This window comes from Streptomyces sp. NBC_00249, from assembly GCF_026342355.1.
Classification (GTDB): domain Bacteria; phylum Actinomycetota; class Actinomycetes; order Streptomycetales; family Streptomycetaceae; genus Streptomyces.
In genome coordinates, this window is the sequence record NZ_JAPEMV010000002.1 from 1,108,207 (window position 1) to 1,125,358 (window position 17,152).

The following is a 17,152-nucleotide window of genomic DNA, read 5'->3' on the forward strand; positions in this document are numbered from 1 at the left end:
TCTCAGAGCTTGATCTCGATGTCAACGCCGGCCGGAAGGTCCAGGCGCATCAGCGAGTCAACGGTCTTGGGCGTCGGGTCGAGGATGTCGATCAGGCGCTTGTGCGTGCGCATCTCGAAGTGCTCGCGCGAGTCCTTGTACTTGTGCGGCGACTTGATGACGCAGTACACGTTCTTCTCAGTGGGCAGCGGCACCGGGCCTGCGACCGACGCACCAGTGCGGGTCACCGTCTCGACGATCTTCTTCGCCGAGGAGTCGATGACCTCGTGGTCGTAGGCCTTGAGCCGGATGCGGATCTTCTGTCCCGCCATGGCTACTCCGTAGTCCTGTCTGTATGTGGAACGCTCTGGCTCCCGGTCGGCTGCGGGATCAAGTCCCGCCGCCTCTCCTCCGACCCACGCGGTCGGGCGTGTCGCACTCCCTCTACAGAAAATCCCCATACGGAAATTCCCTCATCGAAGGGGGTGCGGTCCCTGGACCGCGCATCGGGGGAGAAACACCCACCGAGTGCCTGGTGGGCACCGTGCTGACACTTCCCAGAAGATTCCCGTACGTCCGTCCCCATTGCTGCCCCGAAAGGCAGATTAAGGACGACGAGTACTGTGGGACTCGCTTCCGGTCCTCCCGGCGGGAGGCGCACAGCATCGGCACTCAGCCGAGCAACTTGAGTAGTCTGCCATACGAGACACGTACCTGGCCAATCGGGCGGAAGAGAATACCCCGCCGGGCGATCACGTCAAACTGCGGCACGCGATTCCCCCGGCGGGCGCCTCCCAGGTCAGGACCGGGATACGGTCCCGCAGCCCTCCTGCGGCAGGGCGTCGATGCCCTTGGTGCGGTCGTACGGATCGACCGGCGTTCCGGAGGGTGCTGGTCCGCCGACCGGGTCCGAGAAGAACGACGGGTGCAGGTAGCCGTCGTACCGGTCACAGGCACTGTTCGCGATGTCGCGCTGGAACCGGTACAGCCACAGCTTCCCCGGGGTCCCCTGCCACTTGCGCAGGTCCGCGACGGTGAAGGTGGCCTCGCGGCGGACGATGGTCCGTGCGACGTCCTCCGGATTGCCCTTGACCTTCACGAAGGGGTAGACGAAGGAGTAGTCCACCTTGACCGCGGCCTGTCCCGGCTCCGCCCCCGGCTCCACCCACATCCGGCCCCGCACCTTGACCACGTCGCCGACGGGCTTCAGCTCGGCCGGGTCGTACCGGGTGAACCAGTCGAGCGGGTCCTGGTCCTCGGCGGGCTTCTCGTAGGCCGCCGCCACCTCCTTGGAGGTCTTCTCGTCCCGCGGGTCCAGCAGGGCCAGTGCGGCGGCCGGGCGCTCACCGCGCAGGGTCGCCGGGTCCAGGTTGGCGGCGACGAGGAACTGCTTCGCCTTCGCGAGGGCGTCCGCGACGCTCTCCTTGGACACCCCGCCGACGGACTCGGCCTGCGGGACCTCGATACCGGCGGCGCCATCGGCCCACTGGAGGGCCGGAGAGCCCCGGAAGGGCTCCTTCAGGGTCGGCCGGTCCGGGTACCCCTGCGAGGGCGCGGCGGTCGGCCGTACGGACTCCCCGGGCAGCGGCGCGGCACTCTTGGCGTCCTGGCGGGCCGCGGTCTTCCCCGTCAGCCGGTCGATCACCAGCTCCGGCCGCAGGGCGACCAGCGCCAGCCCCGCGATGAGCACGATGGCCGCGGTGGCCTTGAGCCTCCTACGGCCCCTCCCCCGGGCTTCCATCTCCTGCCAGGCCGGCCCGGTCCGCCACCCCGGCGGATCGTTTCGCCTGGGCTTCGGCCGACGCCCGAACCGCCCGCGCCCGGCGGCCGCCGCACGCTCCTCGTCCTCGCGGCGGAGCCGCTCCGTCACCATCCGGGCCCTCGCCGAGGGCTCCTTGGGCGCGTCCGCGGCCTCCGCGGCCACCTGCTCGCCGAACCGCGCCCACTCCTCGTCGGAGATGCCCGGCCGGCCGTCGTCCTGCTGTGCCACTCTTCCACCCCTGAAAACCGCTACCTGCTACCTGCTACCTGCGCCGATCTGCTGCGGAGCCTCTCACAGGGCGCTGACACCACGGCGCGGGGGTACGCCGAAGGGCCCCTCCCCCACCGCCGGAGCGGAGGGAAGGGGCCCCTCGTCGAACATGGTGCCCGCTCGCGCGGACTACCAGGTCAGAACACGAATTACTTCGTGATCTTGGTGACCTGGCCGGCGCCCACGGTACGACCACCCTCACGGATGGCGAACTTCAGGCCCTCTTCCATCGCGACCGGCTGGATGAGCGCGACCGTCATGTCGGTGTTGTCACCGGGCATGACCATCTCGGTGCCCTCAGGCAGGGTCACAACGCCCGTCACGTCCGTGGTACGGAAGTAGAACTGCGGGCGGTAGTTGTTGAAGAACGGGGTGTGACGGCCACCCTCGTCCTTCGACAGGATGTACGCGGCGGCCTCGAACTCGGTGTGCGGCGTGACCGAACCGGGCTTGATGATGACCTGGCCGCGCTCGACGTCCTCGCGCTTGATGCCACGGAGGAGCAGACCGACGTTCTCGCCCGCCTGGCCCTCGTCGAGCAGCTTGCGGAACATCTCGATGCCGGTGACCGTGGTGGTGGTCTTCTCGGTCTTGATGCCGATGATGTCGACGGTCTCGTTGACCTTCAGGACACCACGCTCGATACGACCGGTGACGACGGTGCCACGACCGGTGATCGTGAAGACGTCCTCGACCGGCATCAGGAACGGCTGGTCGACGTCACGCGGCGGGGTGGGGATCGACTCGTCGACGGCCTTCATGAGGCCGAGGAGCTTCTCGCCCCACTCCTTGTCGCCCTCGAGCGCCTTCAGCGCGGAGACCTGGACGACCGGCAGGTCGTCGCCCGGGAAGTCGTAGTCGGAGAGCAGCTCACGAACCTCGAGCTCGACGAGCTCCAGGATCTCCTCGTCGTCCACCATGTCGGCCTTGTTCAGGGCGACGACGATGTACGGAACGCCGACCTGGCGGGCCAGGAGCACGTGCTCCTTGGTCTGCGGCATCGGGCCGTCGGTGGCGGCGACCACGAGGATGGCACCGTCCATCTGCGCGGCACCGGTGATCATGTTCTTGATGTAGTCCGCGTGACCCGGGCAGTCGACGTGGGCGTAGTGACGCGCCTCGGTCTGGTACTCGACGTGCGCGATGGAGATGGTGATACCGCGCTGGCGCTCCTCAGGAGCCTTGTCGATCTGGTCGAAGGCCGAGGCCTCGTTCAGGTCCGGGTACGCGTCATGCAGCACCTTGGTAATGGCGGCCGTGAGGGTCGTCTTACCGTGGTCAATGTGACCGATGGTGCCGATGTTGACGTGCGGCTTAGTCCGCTCGAACTTCGCCTTCGCCACGGGGGTCCTCCTGGAGAGTGGTTCTGTACGCCTTACAGATCGGCGCCAGGTGATCTTTGCTGGAAAGCCGGCCGGTCCCCGGGGCAACGAGAGCGTGGCTCCTGTTGCCCCAGAGGCTGCCGGTGACAAGCCTAAAGCGTGTACTCGGAAGAGTTACTCGCCCTTGGCCTTCGCGATGATCTCCTCAGCGACGTTCCGGGGAACCTCGGCGTAGGAGTCGAACTGCATCGAGTAGCTGGCGCGACCCGAGGTCTTGCTGCGGAGGTCTCCGACGTAGCCGAACATCTCCGAAAGCGGCACGAGGCCCTTCACGACGCGAGCGCCGTGACGCTCCTCCATGGCCTGGATCTGGCCACGGCGGGAGTTGATGTCGCCGATGACGTCACCCATGTAGTCCTCGGGCGTGGTGACCTCTACGGCCATCATCGGCTCCATGAGCACGGGGGACGCCTTGCGCGCGGCCTCCTTGAAGGCCTGCGAACCGGCGATCTTGAACGCGAGTTCGGAGGAGTCGACCTCGTGGTAGCCGCCGTCGAGAAGCGTGACGCGGACGCCCGTCATCTCGTAGCCGGCCAGGATGCCGAACTGCATGGCTTCCTGCGCACCGGCGTCGACCGAAGGGATGTACTCCTTCGGCACGCGGCCACCGGTGACCTTGTTCACGAACTCGTACGCCGGACCATCGGCGTCCGTGATCGGCTCGATCGCGATCTGCACCTTGGCGAACTGACCGGTACCACCGGTCTGCTTCTTGTGGGTGTAGTCGTGACGGTCCACGGTGCCGCGGATCGTCTCGCGGTACGCGACCTGCGGCTTGCCGACGTTGGCCTCGACCTTGAACTCGCGCTTCATACGGTCGACCAGCACCTCGAGGTGCAGTTCGCCCATACCGCCGAGGATGGTCTGGCCCGTCTCCTCGTCCGAGTGAACGTGGAAGGAGGGGTCCTCCTCCGCGAGACGCTGGATGGCTACACCCAGCTTCTCCTGGTCACCCTTGGACTTGGGCTCGATGGCGACCTGGATGACCGGGGCCGGGAAGTCCATGGACTCCAGGATCACCTGGTTCTTGTCGTCACACAGCGTCTCACCGGTGGTGGTCTGCTTCAGGCCCATGACCGCGACGATGTCGCCGGCGCCCACCGAGTCGATCTCCTCACGCTTGTTCGCGTGCATGCGGTAGATCTTGCCGATGCGCTCCTTCTTGCCCTTGACGGAGTTCAGCACCGCAGTGCCGGCCTCCAGGCGGCCCGAGTAAACCCGGACGAAGGTGAGCTTGCCGAGGTGCGGGTCGCTCATGATCTTGAACGCCAGCGCCGCGAGGGGCTCCTCGTCGGAAGGCTTGCGCTTCACGACGACCTCGGGGTCCTTGACGTCGTGGCCTTCGATGGCCTCGATGTCCAGGGGCGAGGGCAGGTAGCGGACGACGGCGTCGAGCAGGGGCTGGACGCCCTTGTTCTTGAACGCCGTGCCACAGAACACCGCGGTGATCGTGGGCTCGCCCTTGCCCTTGCCGGAGCCGAGGATGATGCGACGGACGGCGGCGTGCAGCTGCTCGACGGAGGGCTCGGTGCCCTCGAGGAACAGCTCCATGATCTCGTCGTCGTTCTCGGCGACGGTCTCGACCAGCTTGCCGCGCCACTCTTCAGCAGCCTCGGTGTGCGTGGCCGGGATGTCGACGATGTCGTACATCTCGCCCTTGGTCGCCTCGGCGGACCAGACGAACGCCTTCATGGTGACCAGGTCGACAACGCCCTGGAAGTCCATCTCGGCACCGATGGGGAGCTGCATGACGATCGGAACCGCACCGAGGCGGTCCTTGATCATCTCGACGCAGCGGTGGAACTCGGCGCCGGTGCGGTCGAGCTTGTTGACGAAGCAGATGCGCGGCACGCCGTAGCGGTCCGCCTGACGCCAGACAGTCTCGGACTGCGGCTCCACGCCGGCCACACCGTCGAAGACGGTGACGGCGCCGTCGAGCACGCGGAGCGAACGCTCCACCTCGACGGTGAAGTCGACGTGACCCGGGGTGTCGATGATGTTGATGGTGTGGTCAACATCTTCGAGCGGCCAGTGGCAGGTCGTAGCGGCAGACGTGATGGTGATACCACGCTCCTGCTCCTGCTCCATCCAGTCCATCGTGGCAGCGCCGTCGTGGACCTCACCGATCTTGTACGACACACCGGTGTAGAACAGGATGCGCTCGGTGGTGGTCGTCTTGCCCGCGTCGATGTGGGCCATGATGCCGATGTTGCGCACCTTGGCCAGGTCAAGCGAAGTGGTAGCCATATCGGCTCAGTCTTCTCTCGGTCTCGATGTGGGTTGGGACTACCAGCGGTAGTGCGCGAAGGCCTTGTTGGACTCGGCCATCTTGTGCGTGTCCTCACGCTTCTTGACGGCAGCGCCAAGACCGTTCGAGGCGTCGAGCAGCTCGTTCATCAGGCGCTCGGTCATGGTCTTCTCACGACGGGCGCGGGAGTAACCCACGAGCCAGCGGAGGGCCAGGGTCGACTGGCGACCCGGCTTGACCTCGACGGGAACCTGGTAGGTCGCGCCACCGACACGGCGGGACTTGACCTCGAGGGACGGCTTGACGTTCTCCAGCGCGCGCTTCAGCGTGATGACCGGGTCGTTGCCGGTCTTCTCGCGGAGGCCTTCCATGGCGCCGTAGACGATGCGCTCGGCGGTGGAGCGCTTGCCGTTCAGGAGGATCTTGTTGATGAGCGAGGTCACCAGAGGAGATGCGTAGACCGGGTCGATGATGACCGGGCGCTTCGGGGCGGGGCCCTTACGAGGCATTCTTACTTCTCCTTCTTGGCGCCGTAGCGGCTGCGGGCCTGCTTGCGGTTCTTGACAGCCTGGGTGTCAAGCGCACCGCGGATGATCTTGTAACGAACACCCGGCAGGTCCTTCACACGGCCACCACGCACGAGCACGATCGAGTGCTCCTGCAGGTTGTGTCCCTCACCCGGAATGTAAGCGGTGACCTCGATGCCAGAGGTCAGACGCACACGCGCGACCTTACGCAGCGCCGAGTTCGGCTTCTTCGGGGTGGTCGTGAACACTCGCGTGCAGACGCCACGACGCTGGGGCGAAGCCTCAAGCGCGGGGGTCTTTGTCTTCTCGACCTTGTCCTGCCGGCCCTTCCGGACCAGCTGCTGGATCGTAGGCACTACTTCTCCGGTTTCTGTGTGCCGTGTAGTGAAGCTAACCTGGAACTTTGCCGACCCACGCGGTCGGGTGTGTCGGATCCGGCGGACCTCCGCGCAAGCACGGAAACGCATGGATCGCAGTGGCCGAATACGGGCTCGCATGCGGTTGATGGACACGCACGGGAGCCCAGGCACACCCCAGGCACAAGGTCTGAGCGTACCCACCGCATCCACTCCGGTCAAAACATAAGCGGCGCCACCACCGGCCCCACAGCCCCGCAGCTCAGGCGCCGCACGGGCGCAGCGCCTTCGAGGCGGGGTGGCCGTGCGTTGGTCACACCGGCGTGGTAGGGCGGGCGAACTACACTTCCAGCGAATCGCAGCGGGTCAGTCCAGATGCGCACAAGTGCCAGGAGAAGGACATTGGGGACGGTCAGTACCGAGCCGACGACGCCGGACCGCCTGCCCCCCGCAGGCGGCGACGTGTGGGAGCCCCGCCGCCGGCGCCCGCGCCGGGATCAGGTGTACGGGCCCCTGCTCGCCTTCCTCATCACCTCGGCCGCGTTCTGCTCCGCCTGGGTGGCGCGGGGGGCCTTCCCCTTCGGCAACACCGGCCGGGCCATCAACGACCAGGCCAACCAGTACGTGCCCTTCCACCGCGCCCTGTGGGACCTGGTCCACGGCCAGGCCGCCGGCGACGTCCTCTTCAGCTGGCGCGGCGGCTTCGGCCAGCAGTTCCTGTCCGACTACCACACGTACCTCGGCAATCCGTTCTCCTGGCTGGCCGTACTGGTGCCGCGCGCCCACGTCGACCTGGCCGTCTTCGTGATCACCCCGATCACCATGGGTGCCGCCGCCGCGCTGATGACGGTCTACCTCGGCAAGGTGAACCCCGGGCCGTGGTGGCAGCGCGGTGTGCTCGGAGCGACGTACGGGCTGTGCGGGTGGGCACTCAGCGACGCCTCGTACATCCCCATGTGGCTGTGGGGCCTGGTCGCGTTCCCGATGCTCGCCATCGCCGTCGAGTGGTGCCTGAACGAGCGCCACTGGCCAGGCGTGGCCCTGCTGGTCGCGCTCGCCTGGCTCGGGAACTTCTACACCGCGATGATGGCCACGATGGCCGCCTGCGTGCTGCTCGCCATCCGCCTGATCATCTGCGAGATGTCGGGCAGGCAGCGGCTGCGCATCGTGTGGCGGGCCGCGACAGCCACCGGGACCGGGATCCTGCTCACGCTCCCCTTGCTCCTGCCGTCCTTCATGTCCAGCGGAGCCGCTCAGCCCACCAAGGCCGCCGCGTTCGACCCGGTGCGGATCGACGTCTTCCTCGCCGGCATGCTCCCGGCCACCCACCTGTGGGGCGGCCGCCCACGGCTCTACGTGGCCTCGCTCGCACTGATCCTGGCCGGCACCTTCCTCTTCAGCAGCGGCATCAGGAGGAAGGTCCGCCTCGTGTGGGCGGCCGCGACGGTGCTCGTCGTCGCCTCGTTCCAGTTCCCGCCCACGCAGTACGTCTGGCACGGGCTGGCCGTGCCGAACGGCAACCCGTACCGCGAGGCCTTCGTCTTCAGCGGGATGCTGGTGATCCTCGCCTGGCTGGCGCTGTCCACCCGGCCGCGCCCGCTCCACCTGGCCCTGGTCACGGCACTCCTGGTCGCAGCCGCCTTCGTGCTCCGGCACACCGACGACTTCGGCGGCTGGACCTGGCCCGCGGTGCTCGTCGGGGGCGGTCTCTCGCTGCTCTCGCTGCTCCTGCTGCGCCTCGGCGAGAAGCGCCGGGCGCTCATCCCGGTGGCGGCCGTCCTGATGGTCGGCGTGGTCTTCGCGGAGTCCACCGTCGCCGCGGCCAACGCCGACGCGCGGCGGGCCCGGGAGCGCTGGGCGAAGCCGGCGGCGACCTCCGGCCAGTCGATCACCCGGCACTTCGAGGCCGTCCGAGGGGTGGACGGCTGGCCCGCCTACCGGACGGACTCGGGCGCGCCGCAGACCTCGTACAACGACGCCCTCGCCCTCCAGGCCGAGGGCCCGCAGTACTACAGCAGCTACCTGCCGGAGGTCACGTACCGGGCGCTGGAACCCCTGGGCTACGGCTACAAGAACGACGGCCGGACCTTCTTCGGCGCCGACAACCCGGTGCTCGACGCGATCTTCTCGATCGGCGCGCGGGTCCGCCCGGGCGCGACGCCGGGCAGCTGGACGGGCTCGAAGTTCCCCGCGCCGCCCCTGGTGACGGTCCGCCCCGCGGCCCCGTACGCCTCCCCCAACCCGGCGGACAGCGTGTACGCCCGCCAGGAGACGGTCCTCGGCGCCACGGTCTACGAGGTCCCCGAGGTCACCCGGGCGGGCACCCCCACCGCTCAGACGTACGCCGCGCAGTGCACCCCCGGCGCGCAGGCCTACTGGTACTCCCCCGAGCTCTACGGCACCCTGCGTGCCGGCGCCACCCTGCTCCCCCTGGAGGACCGCATGAGCGGCGTCCTCCCGCTGGGCCCGGTCCCGGCGTCGGGCCGCGTCGAGGTCACCGTCGACACCCGGACCGAGGGCGCCACCGCAGGCGCCCACCCCGTCGGCTGCCTGGACCGCCCGGCGCTGGACGCGGCGGTCGCCCACCTCACCGCCACCGGCGCCACGTCCGTCAGGGCGGGCGGCCACACGATCGAGGCCACCCTCCCGAAGGGCACCACCGGCACCGCCGTCCTCGCGACGACGAACATCCCGGGCTGGCAGTGCTCCACCCCGCCGACGGACTTCCACGGCCTGGTCGCGCTCCCGCTGGCCCCGGGGACGGAGCGGGTCTCCTGCACCTTCACGCCCAAGGGCCTCGCCCCCGGGCTCGCGGCCGCCGCCCTGGCCCTGCTCACCCTGGCCTCGGTGACCACGGCGACCGCCGTACGCCGGCGGCGCCGGGGCTAGGCCTTGCCCGCCCGCTCCTCCAGCCGGCGCATCCGGGCACGGGCCGACTCCAGCTGGGCCCCGTCGGCGGCGGGCAGCGCGGACCAGAGCGCGATCAGGTCGCGTCCCGTCCGTATCCCCTCGGCCGGGTCGGCGATCTTGAGCCAGGCCGCCGCCGCGTTGAGCACGCTCTGCAGGGCCTGCGGATCGTTGCGGCCGCTGCGGATGCGGGCGATCTCAAGGGATCCCTGGAAGGCCCGGCGGGTGTCTCCGGCGACGAAGGCGACGTAGGCACTGAGCTCGCGCAACTGCAACACCTCGGGCGACTCCGCGCCGAGGCGTTCGGCCGCCGCGCTCACGCTCTGCTGCGCGAGGGTGGCGGCCCACTCGATGCGCCCGAGCTGGAGCGCCTCCTGGATCCGCGCCCCGGGACCGGCGACCAGGTCGTCGACGGGGTGCGCCGGCGCGGGGGCCGGGGGCGGGGGCGGGGATACGGGTGCGGGCGGGGGCGCGGGAAGCGGTGCGGGCTGCGGGGCGGGCGCGGCTTGAGCCACCGGCACCGGGGCCGGGGCGGGCGCCGGGACGGGCACGGGCGCCGGGGCGGGCGCAGGCACGGGAACCGGCGCGGGCGTGGCTGCCGGTACAGGGGTCGCAGCCGGAACCGGAACCGGAACGGGCGTCGGCTCCGGTGGTGCCGGCGCCTGCTTCTCCAGACGGATCGGCTCCTCCACCTCCGCCACGGGCTCCGCCACCGCCATCGCCACCGGCACCTCCACGGCCGGCGTCCCGACCGGCGGCCGCACGACGGCCACCGGCGCGACGCCGGGAAGCAGCTCCGGCTGGGCGGTGAAGTGGCTGGAGCCGTCCTCCAGCACCTGGATCCGTACGACGAAGGCGATGCGCTCGTCCGTCACGGTCGCGAGGACCGGCGCACCGGTGGACAGCACCTGGCGGTGGAGGTAGTCGAGGACGGCGTCCTGCGGCTCTTCCCCGACGCCCGCGACGACGGGCCTGCCCGCCACCTCCGCGTACCCGGCCCCGGTGATCCGTACGTCGACGGCCACGGGAGCCACGTAGCCGGGAGACGGGGCCGGCTCCGGCTTCCGGCCTCGGCGACTGAATAGGGACATGGGTTCCTCGGCTCTGCTCAGCGTGCGGTGGTGGAGGGGGAAGGGGAGGGGGAGGAAGCGGCGGGGGACGAGGAACTGCTCGGCACCGCGCTCGGCGGGGTCGCGGCCGGGGTGACCGTGATGCCCGCGACCTTCCAGCCGGCCGGGCCGGCGAGGGTCAGTTTCACCACGGCGGTCAGCCGTGGCCCGGGGCCCGTCCAGCCGTCACGGCCGTGGGCCTTGCCGTCGACGTAGAAGGTACGGAAGGAGGCGCCGGCTGTGCCGCCCGGGCCCTGGTCGTCGTCGTCCTCGGTGATCGCCAAGGTCATCCACGCCTTGTGCTCCGCCCACGTCGCCCACTCCGAGCCGCTGCCCGCGCCGGGGCGGTAGTCGCGCTCGGCCTTCGCCTGTTCCTCGGTGAGGTAGGGGAGCGCCCGGAGGTTCGCGTCCTGCGGCCCGTTGTCGTACGCCGTGTCGTAGCCGTAGGCCGTCGCCAGCCAGGCCCGGGCGACCGCGTTCGGGTCGGAGGGGTCCGGCGCCGGGACGGGCTGCACCTTCGCCTGCGCGTCGAGCGGCTTGCCCGGCGGAACCGGGGCCTTGGTCTCGAAGGACGGGAGCGCGGACGGGGCCGCCGGGTCGACGGCCTTGTCGTCCCGCAGGTCGCGCAGACCGCATCCCGTCAGGAGCGCGACGCCCGTCACCGCCGCGAGTACCGCGCCGAGTGCTCTGCGCACGCCGGTCACCCCTTCCCTCTCCTGCCGCCCGCTCATTTGCCGATCCAGGGGGCGGGGTTCACGTATTCGCCGTTCTGCTGGACCTCGAAGTGGAGGTGGGCGCCCGTGGAGTAGCCCGTCGAGCCGACGAGGCCGACCACGGTCCCGACGCCGACCTGCTGTCCGACGCCCACGTTCAGTGCGGACATGTGGTTGTAGGTCGTCGAGATCTGCGCGCCGCCGATGGTGCCGTGCGAGATGATGACGCGGTTTCCGTAGGCGGGGTTCCAGCCCGCGAAGGTGACGGTGCCCTCCTTGGCCGCCAGCACCGGATTGCCTTCGCCGATGCCGAAGTCCATGCCGGTGTGCAGCTTGTGGACGCCCGTCACCGGGTGGACGCGCATGCCGTAGGGCGAGGTCACCGGCGCGTTGCTGCGCAGGGGCATGGCCATCTGCTGGCCGGCGGGGATGGTGCCACCGCCGGGGTCGGTCGCGATCGCCGTGTACTTGGCCATGGCGTTCTTGATGGCGACGACGTAGCCCTGGGTCTCCCGGTACGGGGGTATGCCGCCGTACTTCTCGATGGCGCCCGGTCCCGCGTTGTAGGCGGCGAGGGCGAGGTCGAGGGTGGGGCCGCTGGCTATGCCGCGCTGCTTGTAGCGCTCGACGTCGCGGGCCAGGGCGCAGTCGTAGCGGCCCTGGGCCATGATGGCGTCGCCGGGGTCGAAGGGGTCTATTCGTCCGTTGCCGTCGTCGTCCTTGCCCCAGCCGACCCAGGTGCCGGGCATGAACTGGGACAGGCCCTGCGCGCCGACGGGCGAGGTCCTGCCGTTGATCCAGCCGGACTCGGCCTCGATCTGCGCGGCGATCACGGGTGGGGTGATGGTCGGGCACATGGAACCCGCCTTCAGCACCCAGGCCACGTACTCCGGTGGGACGTTCTTCGGGTTCAACGCCCCGCCCACGGCAGCCGATCCACCATCGGCTTCGCCACCACTGACACCCACGAAAAGGACGAAAGGCATCATGACGGCCGCAACTACGGCGCCACCCACCCACATGACCGCGCCGCCAGCCTCTTCAGACATCACTCCCCCGTCGACATGTTCCAATGCCGTTTACCGATGCGAGTCTCCTGGGGAGCCGCCCGGTAGAGGGTCACGAGACTGTCACAAACAATCCCCAGAGATTCGCACTAAGTTGTCGATGCAGGACGCTACGCGAGTTGGCGGGCGGGCGTCGACACGGGGGGAGTTGAAGCCATGAATCAGAAAACACCAGGTGGTCCGGAGATCTGGATCCGCGGTCCGGTCGGAGCGGCGGCCGCACCGGCCGACATCTCCACCGCATCTCCACAACCCTTTGCGGACAACGGAATTACGGCCTCCGCACCCCCTCAGGAGCCCTCGTCCTTCAGCTGGATGAGCGCCCACGGCGGCGCCGGCGCGACCACGCTGGCCACGGTGTTCGGCGGGTACGACGCCGGATCCCGGTGGCCCGATCCGGCCACGGGAGGGCCCGGACGGATCCTGCTGGTGGCCCGCACGCACGCTTCAGGACTCCAGGCCGTGTCACACGTACTGGATATGATCCGACGGGATGAACAGCCGCCAGGAACAGTCCTCCAGGCCGTGGTTCTCGTCGCTGATGCCCCTGGCCGCCTGCCACCGGAACTGGCCAAGCGCATCAAGGTGATCGGCTCGGTCGTCGAGATCCACCGGGTCCCGTGGGTGCCGGCCTGGCGCATGGGCGACCTGTCCGGATCCGCGCCCCGGGAGACGTCGGGGCTGTCCAAATTGCTCAACAGTCGATGACGGCCACCGAGAGGGGAAACGCAATGGAGTGGATGCTGGCGGTCGGCGGGAATGTCACCGCCCCCCTCAACGACGTGCTCAGCTGGATGGCCTGGCTCGTGTCGGCGGCCGGGGTGATGGGCGTACTGATCGTCGGCTCCCGCATGGCGATCGCACTGCGCGCGGGCAACGGTGACGAACACCTCGCCCAACTGGCGACGGTCCTGGGCGCATGCATCCTCGGCGCCACGGCAGGACCCGTCGTCGGTTTTCTGCTCTCCGGCTGAAGCCGTATCGCCGACGGAATTTGTCCCGGACCGGTCACGAGCTGGACTCAACTGATCGCTTCGCGGGCCATCCCTGCCATGATGCCGTCGGCAATTGAATCTCAATACCGTTGACGCTTTGACCATTTGGGTCGGCGTCGCACATTACCCAGGGGGATTTGTCATGTTCAGCAAGGTCCGTGATGCCGCCGTCATTCTCGCGGCCGACGTCCCGAAGCCCGGAATGAACGCCCCGCCGGAGCTCACCACCAAGGTGAACAACGTCCTCGGCATCGTCGCCTGGGCCGGCACCGCGGCCGGCGTGGCGGGCGTCCTGATCACCGGCGCCATGATGGCGATATCGATGCGCCGCGGCGAGGGCTCCGAGCACATGGGACGCCTCGGCATGGTCCTGGGCGGCTGCGTCCTGGTCGCCACGGCCGGCCCGCTCGTCTCGTTCGTCTTCAACTGATCCGGGGAGGCTGACCGATGAGGACTTCGGGAGGATCCCGTGGCAGTAGCGGCGAGTGGCAGAAGCCGTTCTGGCAACAGCGCGGCTGGTTGATCTCGGCCGCGTTCCTGCTGTCGATGTTCCTGATCGGCGGCTTCGTCCTGCTGACCGGGGAGGACTCCAGCAGCAACACCGGGCAGCCCCAGCCGTCCACGCCGAAGGCGAGCGGCAGCTCGTCCGCAACCCCGTCGGCGGCGCCGTCGGGCTCGACGGAGAGCCGCCCGGCGGGGTGCAGCACGAACGACGCGGACCAGAACGTCCCGAACCAGAGCCCCGCGGACGTGCAGTGGAAGACGTACCAGACGGACCTGCTGCCCGCCTCCCCGAGTGCCGGCCCGCTGAAGGTCGACGGCCCCGTCTGGTCCTGCTTCGCCCACACCCCGCTCGGCTCGGTGATGGCGTTGCACGCCATCGGCCCGAAGCTGGGCGGCTCCGACTGGAAGACGGTCACCGAGAAGCAGCTGGCCAAGGGTCCCGGCAAGGACCAGTTCGTCGCCAAGCGCTCGAAGGTGGCCGACAAGAACAAGACGGGGGCGCCTGGCAGCAACGCCAGCTACCTCGGCTTCAAGATCCTCACCTACTCGAAGGACCAGGTCACCACCATGCTCCTGCTCCGCTCGGCGGACGGATCGTACGGCGCCGTGACGGAGTCCGTCGTCTGGGAGGACGGCGACTGGAAGCTGCGCCCGACGCTGACCGGATCGGTCACGGAGAGCATGACGGCGGTCGGCGGTCCGGAAGGGTTCGTCCTCTGGGGGGGTAGCAGTGGCTCTTAACTTCCCCGACCCTGGCGGCATCATCAGCGGCATCGGCGAATGCATCGGTGACCCCGCCGACTGCCTCAAGGACGGCGTCAAAGGGGTGGGCGGCGCCATCGCCAACGGCGCCGTCGGCGCCTTCGCCCAGGCGATCGGTCACGCGGTCAGCGAGATCCTCAAGAGCCTCAACGGCGTCTGGCTGAAGGTCGGCGACGGCGCCACGCTCAACCCCCAGAAGGGCACCGGACTCGCGGCCATCATGAGCGAGACGAGCTGGATCGTCGGCTACGTAGCCGTCGCGTCCGTCCTCTTCGCCGCGTTCCGGATGGCCTACGAACGCAAGGGCCAGTCCATGCAGCAGGCGTTCATGGGGATGTGGAAGGTCATCCTCGTCAGCGCCATGGCGCCGGTGATCGCGCAGGCCCTCTACGCGGCCTCCGACGCCTACGCCCAGGAGGTCTACGGCAAGGCCAACCTCGGGAAGACCGCTGAGCAGCTGGTCGGCTTCGAAATGATCAAGAGCCCAGGCATGATGATCATCTTCGGCATCCTGGTCATGTTGTCCAGCTTCATCCAGATCATCCTGATGTACATCAGGCTCGGCGTACTGATCATGCTGATCGGCACCCTCCCCATCGCGGCGGCGTCCTCGATGACCGGCTGGGGCGACGGCTGGTGGAAGAAGCACATCGGCTGGACCACGGCGTGGCTCCTCTACAAACCGGCCGCCGCGCTCATCATCTATTCGGCGACGTCCATGACGCAGGACAAGCAGAGCCTGGACAGCGTGATCGCCGGTATGGGGATGCTGATCCTCTCCGTCTTCGCCCTGCCCGCGCTGCTCAAGCTCGTCGTCCCCGCGACGGCCGCGCTCGGCAGCTCGTCCGGCGGAACCATCGCGATGAACTTCGCGAGCAGCGTCGCCTCCGGCGCCATGGACATCGCCAGCGGGGCCGCTGGCGGCGGTGGCGGTGGAGGCGGTGGAGGTGGCGGCGGCGGCGGTGGCGGCGGTGCCCCCCAGGGCTCCCCGTCCGCCGGCGCCGGTTCCTCGGCGGCGAGCGGCGCCGGCGGCGGCGCAGCCGCGGCAGCGGGCCCTGCGGGCGTCGCGGTCCAGGCCGCGGTAGTAGTCGCCAAGGCGGGCATGGACGCGGCGAAGGAAGTCGTGGGCTCGCTGGACGACAACGACGGTATGAAGGGCCACAACCAGTAGCCGTAGGAGCGGGGACGCGCGGCAGCGGCCACGCGTCCCCGCTTCCGGCGTACTGACGCCCGCACGAAAGGAACACCGATGACGGACAAGCCTTCCCTCCGCGCCTACTTGAAGCGCTACGCGCAAGGCGGCATCCCCCGCGAGGAAATGATCGCCACCGTCGCCGCGTGGGACTTCGAGGACGAGATCCGGGACGAACTCGTCATCGAACCCATCCGCCAGGACAACACGTTCGAGATCGTCTACACCGCAGTGGTGCTCGACCAGATCACGCGCGCGGACCTCCAGGACATCGAACGGCAGATGGACGCCCATGGCTGACCTCACCGGGACCGCCGGCCTGCCAGGGGAGTACGCCCAGCTCTACGCGGCGTTGCAGGAGCGCATGAAGCGGGGCGGAGACCTCTCACCGGGGCCGACGGACACCGCTTCCCGGTTCCGTCAGGGAGGCCGCTGGGACCCTGCCCGCGGAGCCATGCACGACGAGATCATCGATGCCTTCAAGGCCAAGTACGCCGATCACCCCCGTGGGGGCCGCGCCGTACTGATGACGGCGGGGGCTCCCGGCGCCGGCAAGGGCAGCACGCAGGACAACCTCGCGCTCTGGCAGTCCGAGGCCTCGGAGCTCGGCCGCCAACTCTCCTCGATACACGGCCTGGACATCAAGGACTACGTCGTCCTGAACCCGGACGACTTCAAGGAGGACCTGTTCAAGGCCGGGGGCCTGCCACCGCTGTCTCCCGAGGACCTGCGGCTGCCCTTCGGACGTGAGCTCACCCCGGCCGAGATGTCCGGCCTCCTGCACACCGAGGCGTCCGTACTCCGGGACCGGTGCGAAGCGTGGGCGCGCAAAGAGGGTTACAACCTCCTCTACGACGCCACCCTCGCGAACGAGCCGAACGCCGCGGCGCTCCTCCAGAGCCTCAGCGACGACAAGTACGCGCAGCGCGTGATCCTCTCGGTCGAGGTGCCCCATGACCTGTCCGTGGCCCAGAACGCCGGGCGCTGGCACCAGGGGCGCGTCGAGTTCGAGCAGGGAACCAACGCGTACGGCGGGCGGATGTCCCCCGAGGGCATGATCGACTCCCTCTACGGCAAGGCCACCACCGGGCGGGGGCACTCCATCAGCCGGGAGAACTCCCAGCAGCTCACCGAACGCGGGCTCGCCACGGGGCTGATCACCGCCGATCGCGGGGTCTTCACCCCCACCACCGCTCAGGCGCAGGGGGCCACCTTCCAGCGCGGCGAAACCACCCTCGGCATCGCCGCCGCCGGCCGCCTCCGCTCCGCCCAGGGCACCGCCACCCGCACCACTCCCGTGGCGCAGACCCCGGCCCCCCGCCTCCCGGGCCAGACCCCGCCCGCACCCGGCCGCACCCGTTGACCCGTAAGGAACCACC

Annotated in this window: 17 protein-coding genes; 8 read left to right on the top strand and 9 right to left on the bottom strand. The window is 69.2% G+C overall.

Going from position 1 to position 17,152, the window contains the following annotated elements:
• Window positions 1-2: 2 nt before the first annotated feature.
• The 6 genes from rpsJ to rpsL all read right to left on the bottom strand — a co-directional run bounded on the left by rpsJ (window position 3) and on the right by rpsL (window position 6,524).
• Entirely contained in the window at window positions 3-311 is a 309-nt protein-coding gene (gene rpsJ / locus OOK31_RS13965) for a 30S ribosomal protein S10 (protein WP_003948644.1), read from the bottom strand.
• A 467-nt stretch (window positions 312-778) separates the two neighbouring features.
• Window positions 779-1,969, bottom strand: a complete 1,191-nt coding sequence (locus OOK31_RS13970; RefSeq protein ID WP_267012765.1) for a hypothetical protein — start codon at window positions 1,967-1,969, stop codon at window positions 779-781.
• A 191-nt stretch (window positions 1,970-2,160) separates the two neighbouring features.
• Window positions 2,161-3,354: an elongation factor Tu gene (gene tuf / locus OOK31_RS13975; RefSeq protein WP_267012766.1), complete on the bottom strand. Its 1,194-nt coding sequence runs from the start codon at window positions 3,352-3,354 to the stop codon at window positions 2,161-2,163.
• Between the two features lie 153 nt (window positions 3,355-3,507).
• A complete protein-coding gene (gene fusA / locus OOK31_RS13980) occupies window positions 3,508-5,640 on the bottom strand; it encodes an elongation factor G (protein WP_267012767.1) in 2,133 nt (710 codons plus the stop codon).
• Between the two features lie 39 nt (window positions 5,641-5,679).
• Window positions 5,680-6,150, bottom strand: coding sequence for a 30S ribosomal protein S7 (gene rpsG, locus OOK31_RS13985; protein WP_007265894.1), 471 nt, complete (start codon window positions 6,148-6,150; stop codon window positions 5,680-5,682).
• 2 nt (window positions 6,151-6,152) lie between these two features.
• A complete protein-coding gene (gene rpsL / locus OOK31_RS13990; protein WP_007265893.1) occupies window positions 6,153-6,524 on the bottom strand; it encodes a 30S ribosomal protein S12 in 372 nt (123 codons plus the stop codon).
• Between the two features lie 402 nt (window positions 6,525-6,926).
• Between rpsL and OOK31_RS13995 the strand changes: the two genes are divergently transcribed.
• Complete coding sequence (locus OOK31_RS13995; protein ID WP_267012768.1) at window positions 6,927-9,413, top strand: YfhO family protein; 2,487 nt, start codon at window positions 6,927-6,929, stop codon at window positions 9,411-9,413.
• Here OOK31_RS13995 and OOK31_RS14000 read toward each other — a convergent pair.
• The 3 genes from OOK31_RS14000 to OOK31_RS39380 are packed head-to-tail and all read right to left on the bottom strand — an operon-like array spanning window position 9,410 to window position 12,179.
• Complete coding sequence (locus OOK31_RS14000) at window positions 9,410-10,522, bottom strand: tetratricopeptide repeat protein (protein ID WP_267012769.1); 1,113 nt, start codon at window positions 10,520-10,522, stop codon at window positions 9,410-9,412. The genes OOK31_RS13995 and OOK31_RS14000 overlap by 4 nt on opposite strands.
• 17 nt (window positions 10,523-10,539) lie before the next feature.
• On the bottom strand, window positions 10,540-11,235 hold the full coding sequence (locus OOK31_RS14005; RefSeq protein WP_267012770.1) for a hypothetical protein: 696 nt from the start codon (window positions 11,233-11,235) through the stop codon (window positions 10,540-10,542).
• 32 nt (window positions 11,236-11,267) lie between these two features.
• Complete coding sequence (locus OOK31_RS39380) at window positions 11,268-12,179, bottom strand: peptidoglycan DD-metalloendopeptidase family protein (protein ID WP_323188211.1); 912 nt, start codon at window positions 12,177-12,179, stop codon at window positions 11,268-11,270.
• Window positions 12,180-12,476: 297 nt separating this feature from the next.
• On the opposite strand from OOK31_RS39380, the gene OOK31_RS14020 reads away from it, so the two are divergent.
• The 7 genes from OOK31_RS14020 (at window position 12,477) to OOK31_RS14050 (ending at window position 17,136) form a co-directional block, all read left to right on the top strand.
• Window positions 12,477-13,028: a DUF6668 family protein gene (locus OOK31_RS14020; RefSeq protein WP_267012771.1), complete on the top strand. Its 552-nt coding sequence runs from the start codon at window positions 12,477-12,479 to the stop codon at window positions 13,026-13,028.
• Between the two features lie 23 nt (window positions 13,029-13,051).
• A complete protein-coding gene (locus tag OOK31_RS14025) occupies window positions 13,052-13,294 on the top strand; it encodes a hypothetical protein (RefSeq protein ID WP_267012772.1) in 243 nt (80 codons plus the stop codon).
• Between the two features lie 163 nt (window positions 13,295-13,457).
• Window positions 13,458-13,745 (top strand): hypothetical protein, encoded by a 288-nt coding sequence (locus OOK31_RS14030; RefSeq protein WP_267012773.1) that lies wholly within the window; start codon window positions 13,458-13,460, stop codon window positions 13,743-13,745.
• Window positions 13,746-13,762: 17 nt separating this feature from the next.
• Window positions 13,763-14,560, top strand: coding sequence for a hypothetical protein (locus OOK31_RS14035; protein ID WP_267012774.1), 798 nt, complete (start codon window positions 13,763-13,765; stop codon window positions 14,558-14,560).
• Window positions 14,550-15,752 carry a hypothetical protein gene (locus OOK31_RS14040; protein WP_267012775.1) on the top strand — a complete coding sequence of 401 codons (1,203 nt, stop codon included), beginning with the start codon at window positions 14,550-14,552 and terminating at the stop codon, window positions 15,750-15,752. The genes OOK31_RS14035 and OOK31_RS14040 overlap by 11 nt, the downstream gene beginning before the upstream one ends.
• Window positions 15,753-15,830: 78 nt before the next feature.
• A complete protein-coding gene (locus OOK31_RS14045; protein ID WP_267012776.1) occupies window positions 15,831-16,073 on the top strand; it encodes a hypothetical protein in 243 nt (80 codons plus the stop codon).
• Window positions 16,066-17,136 (top strand): zeta toxin family protein, encoded by a 1,071-nt coding sequence (locus tag OOK31_RS14050; protein ID WP_267012777.1) that lies wholly within the window; start codon window positions 16,066-16,068, stop codon window positions 17,134-17,136. Before OOK31_RS14045 ends, OOK31_RS14050 begins: the two co-directional genes overlap by 8 nt.
• Window positions 17,137-17,152: the final 16 nt, after the last annotated feature.

Excerpts from the sequence above, each read along its gene's own strand:
- rpsJ (WP_003948644.1), bottom strand. The coding sequence starts at position 311 with ATGGCGGGACAGAAGATCCGCATCCGGCTCAAGGCCTACGACCACGAG.
- fusA (WP_267012767.1), bottom strand. The coding sequence starts at position 5,640 with ATGGCTACCACTTCGCTTGACCTGGCCAAGGTGCGCAACATCGGCATC.
- rpsG (WP_007265894.1), bottom strand. The coding sequence starts at position 6,150 with ATGCCTCGTAAGGGCCCCGCCCCGAAGCGCCCGGTCATCATCGACCCG.
- OOK31_RS14000 (WP_267012769.1), bottom strand. The coding sequence starts at position 10,522 with ATGTCCCTATTCAGTCGCCGAGGCCGGAAGCCGGAGCCGGCCCCGTCT.
- OOK31_RS14020 (WP_267012771.1), top strand. The coding sequence starts at position 12,477 with ATGAATCAGAAAACACCAGGTGGTCCGGAGATCTGGATCCGCGGTCCG.
- OOK31_RS14025 (WP_267012772.1), top strand. The coding sequence starts at position 13,052 with ATGGAGTGGATGCTGGCGGTCGGCGGGAATGTCACCGCCCCCCTCAAC.
- OOK31_RS14030 (WP_267012773.1), top strand. The coding sequence starts at position 13,458 with ATGTTCAGCAAGGTCCGTGATGCCGCCGTCATTCTCGCGGCCGACGTC.
- OOK31_RS14035 (WP_267012774.1), top strand. The coding sequence starts at position 13,763 with ATGAGGACTTCGGGAGGATCCCGTGGCAGTAGCGGCGAGTGGCAGAAG.
- OOK31_RS14045 (WP_267012776.1), top strand. The coding sequence starts at position 15,831 with ATGACGGACAAGCCTTCCCTCCGCGCCTACTTGAAGCGCTACGCGCAA.
- OOK31_RS14050 (WP_267012777.1), top strand. The coding sequence starts at position 16,066 with ATGGCTGACCTCACCGGGACCGCCGGCCTGCCAGGGGAGTACGCCCAG.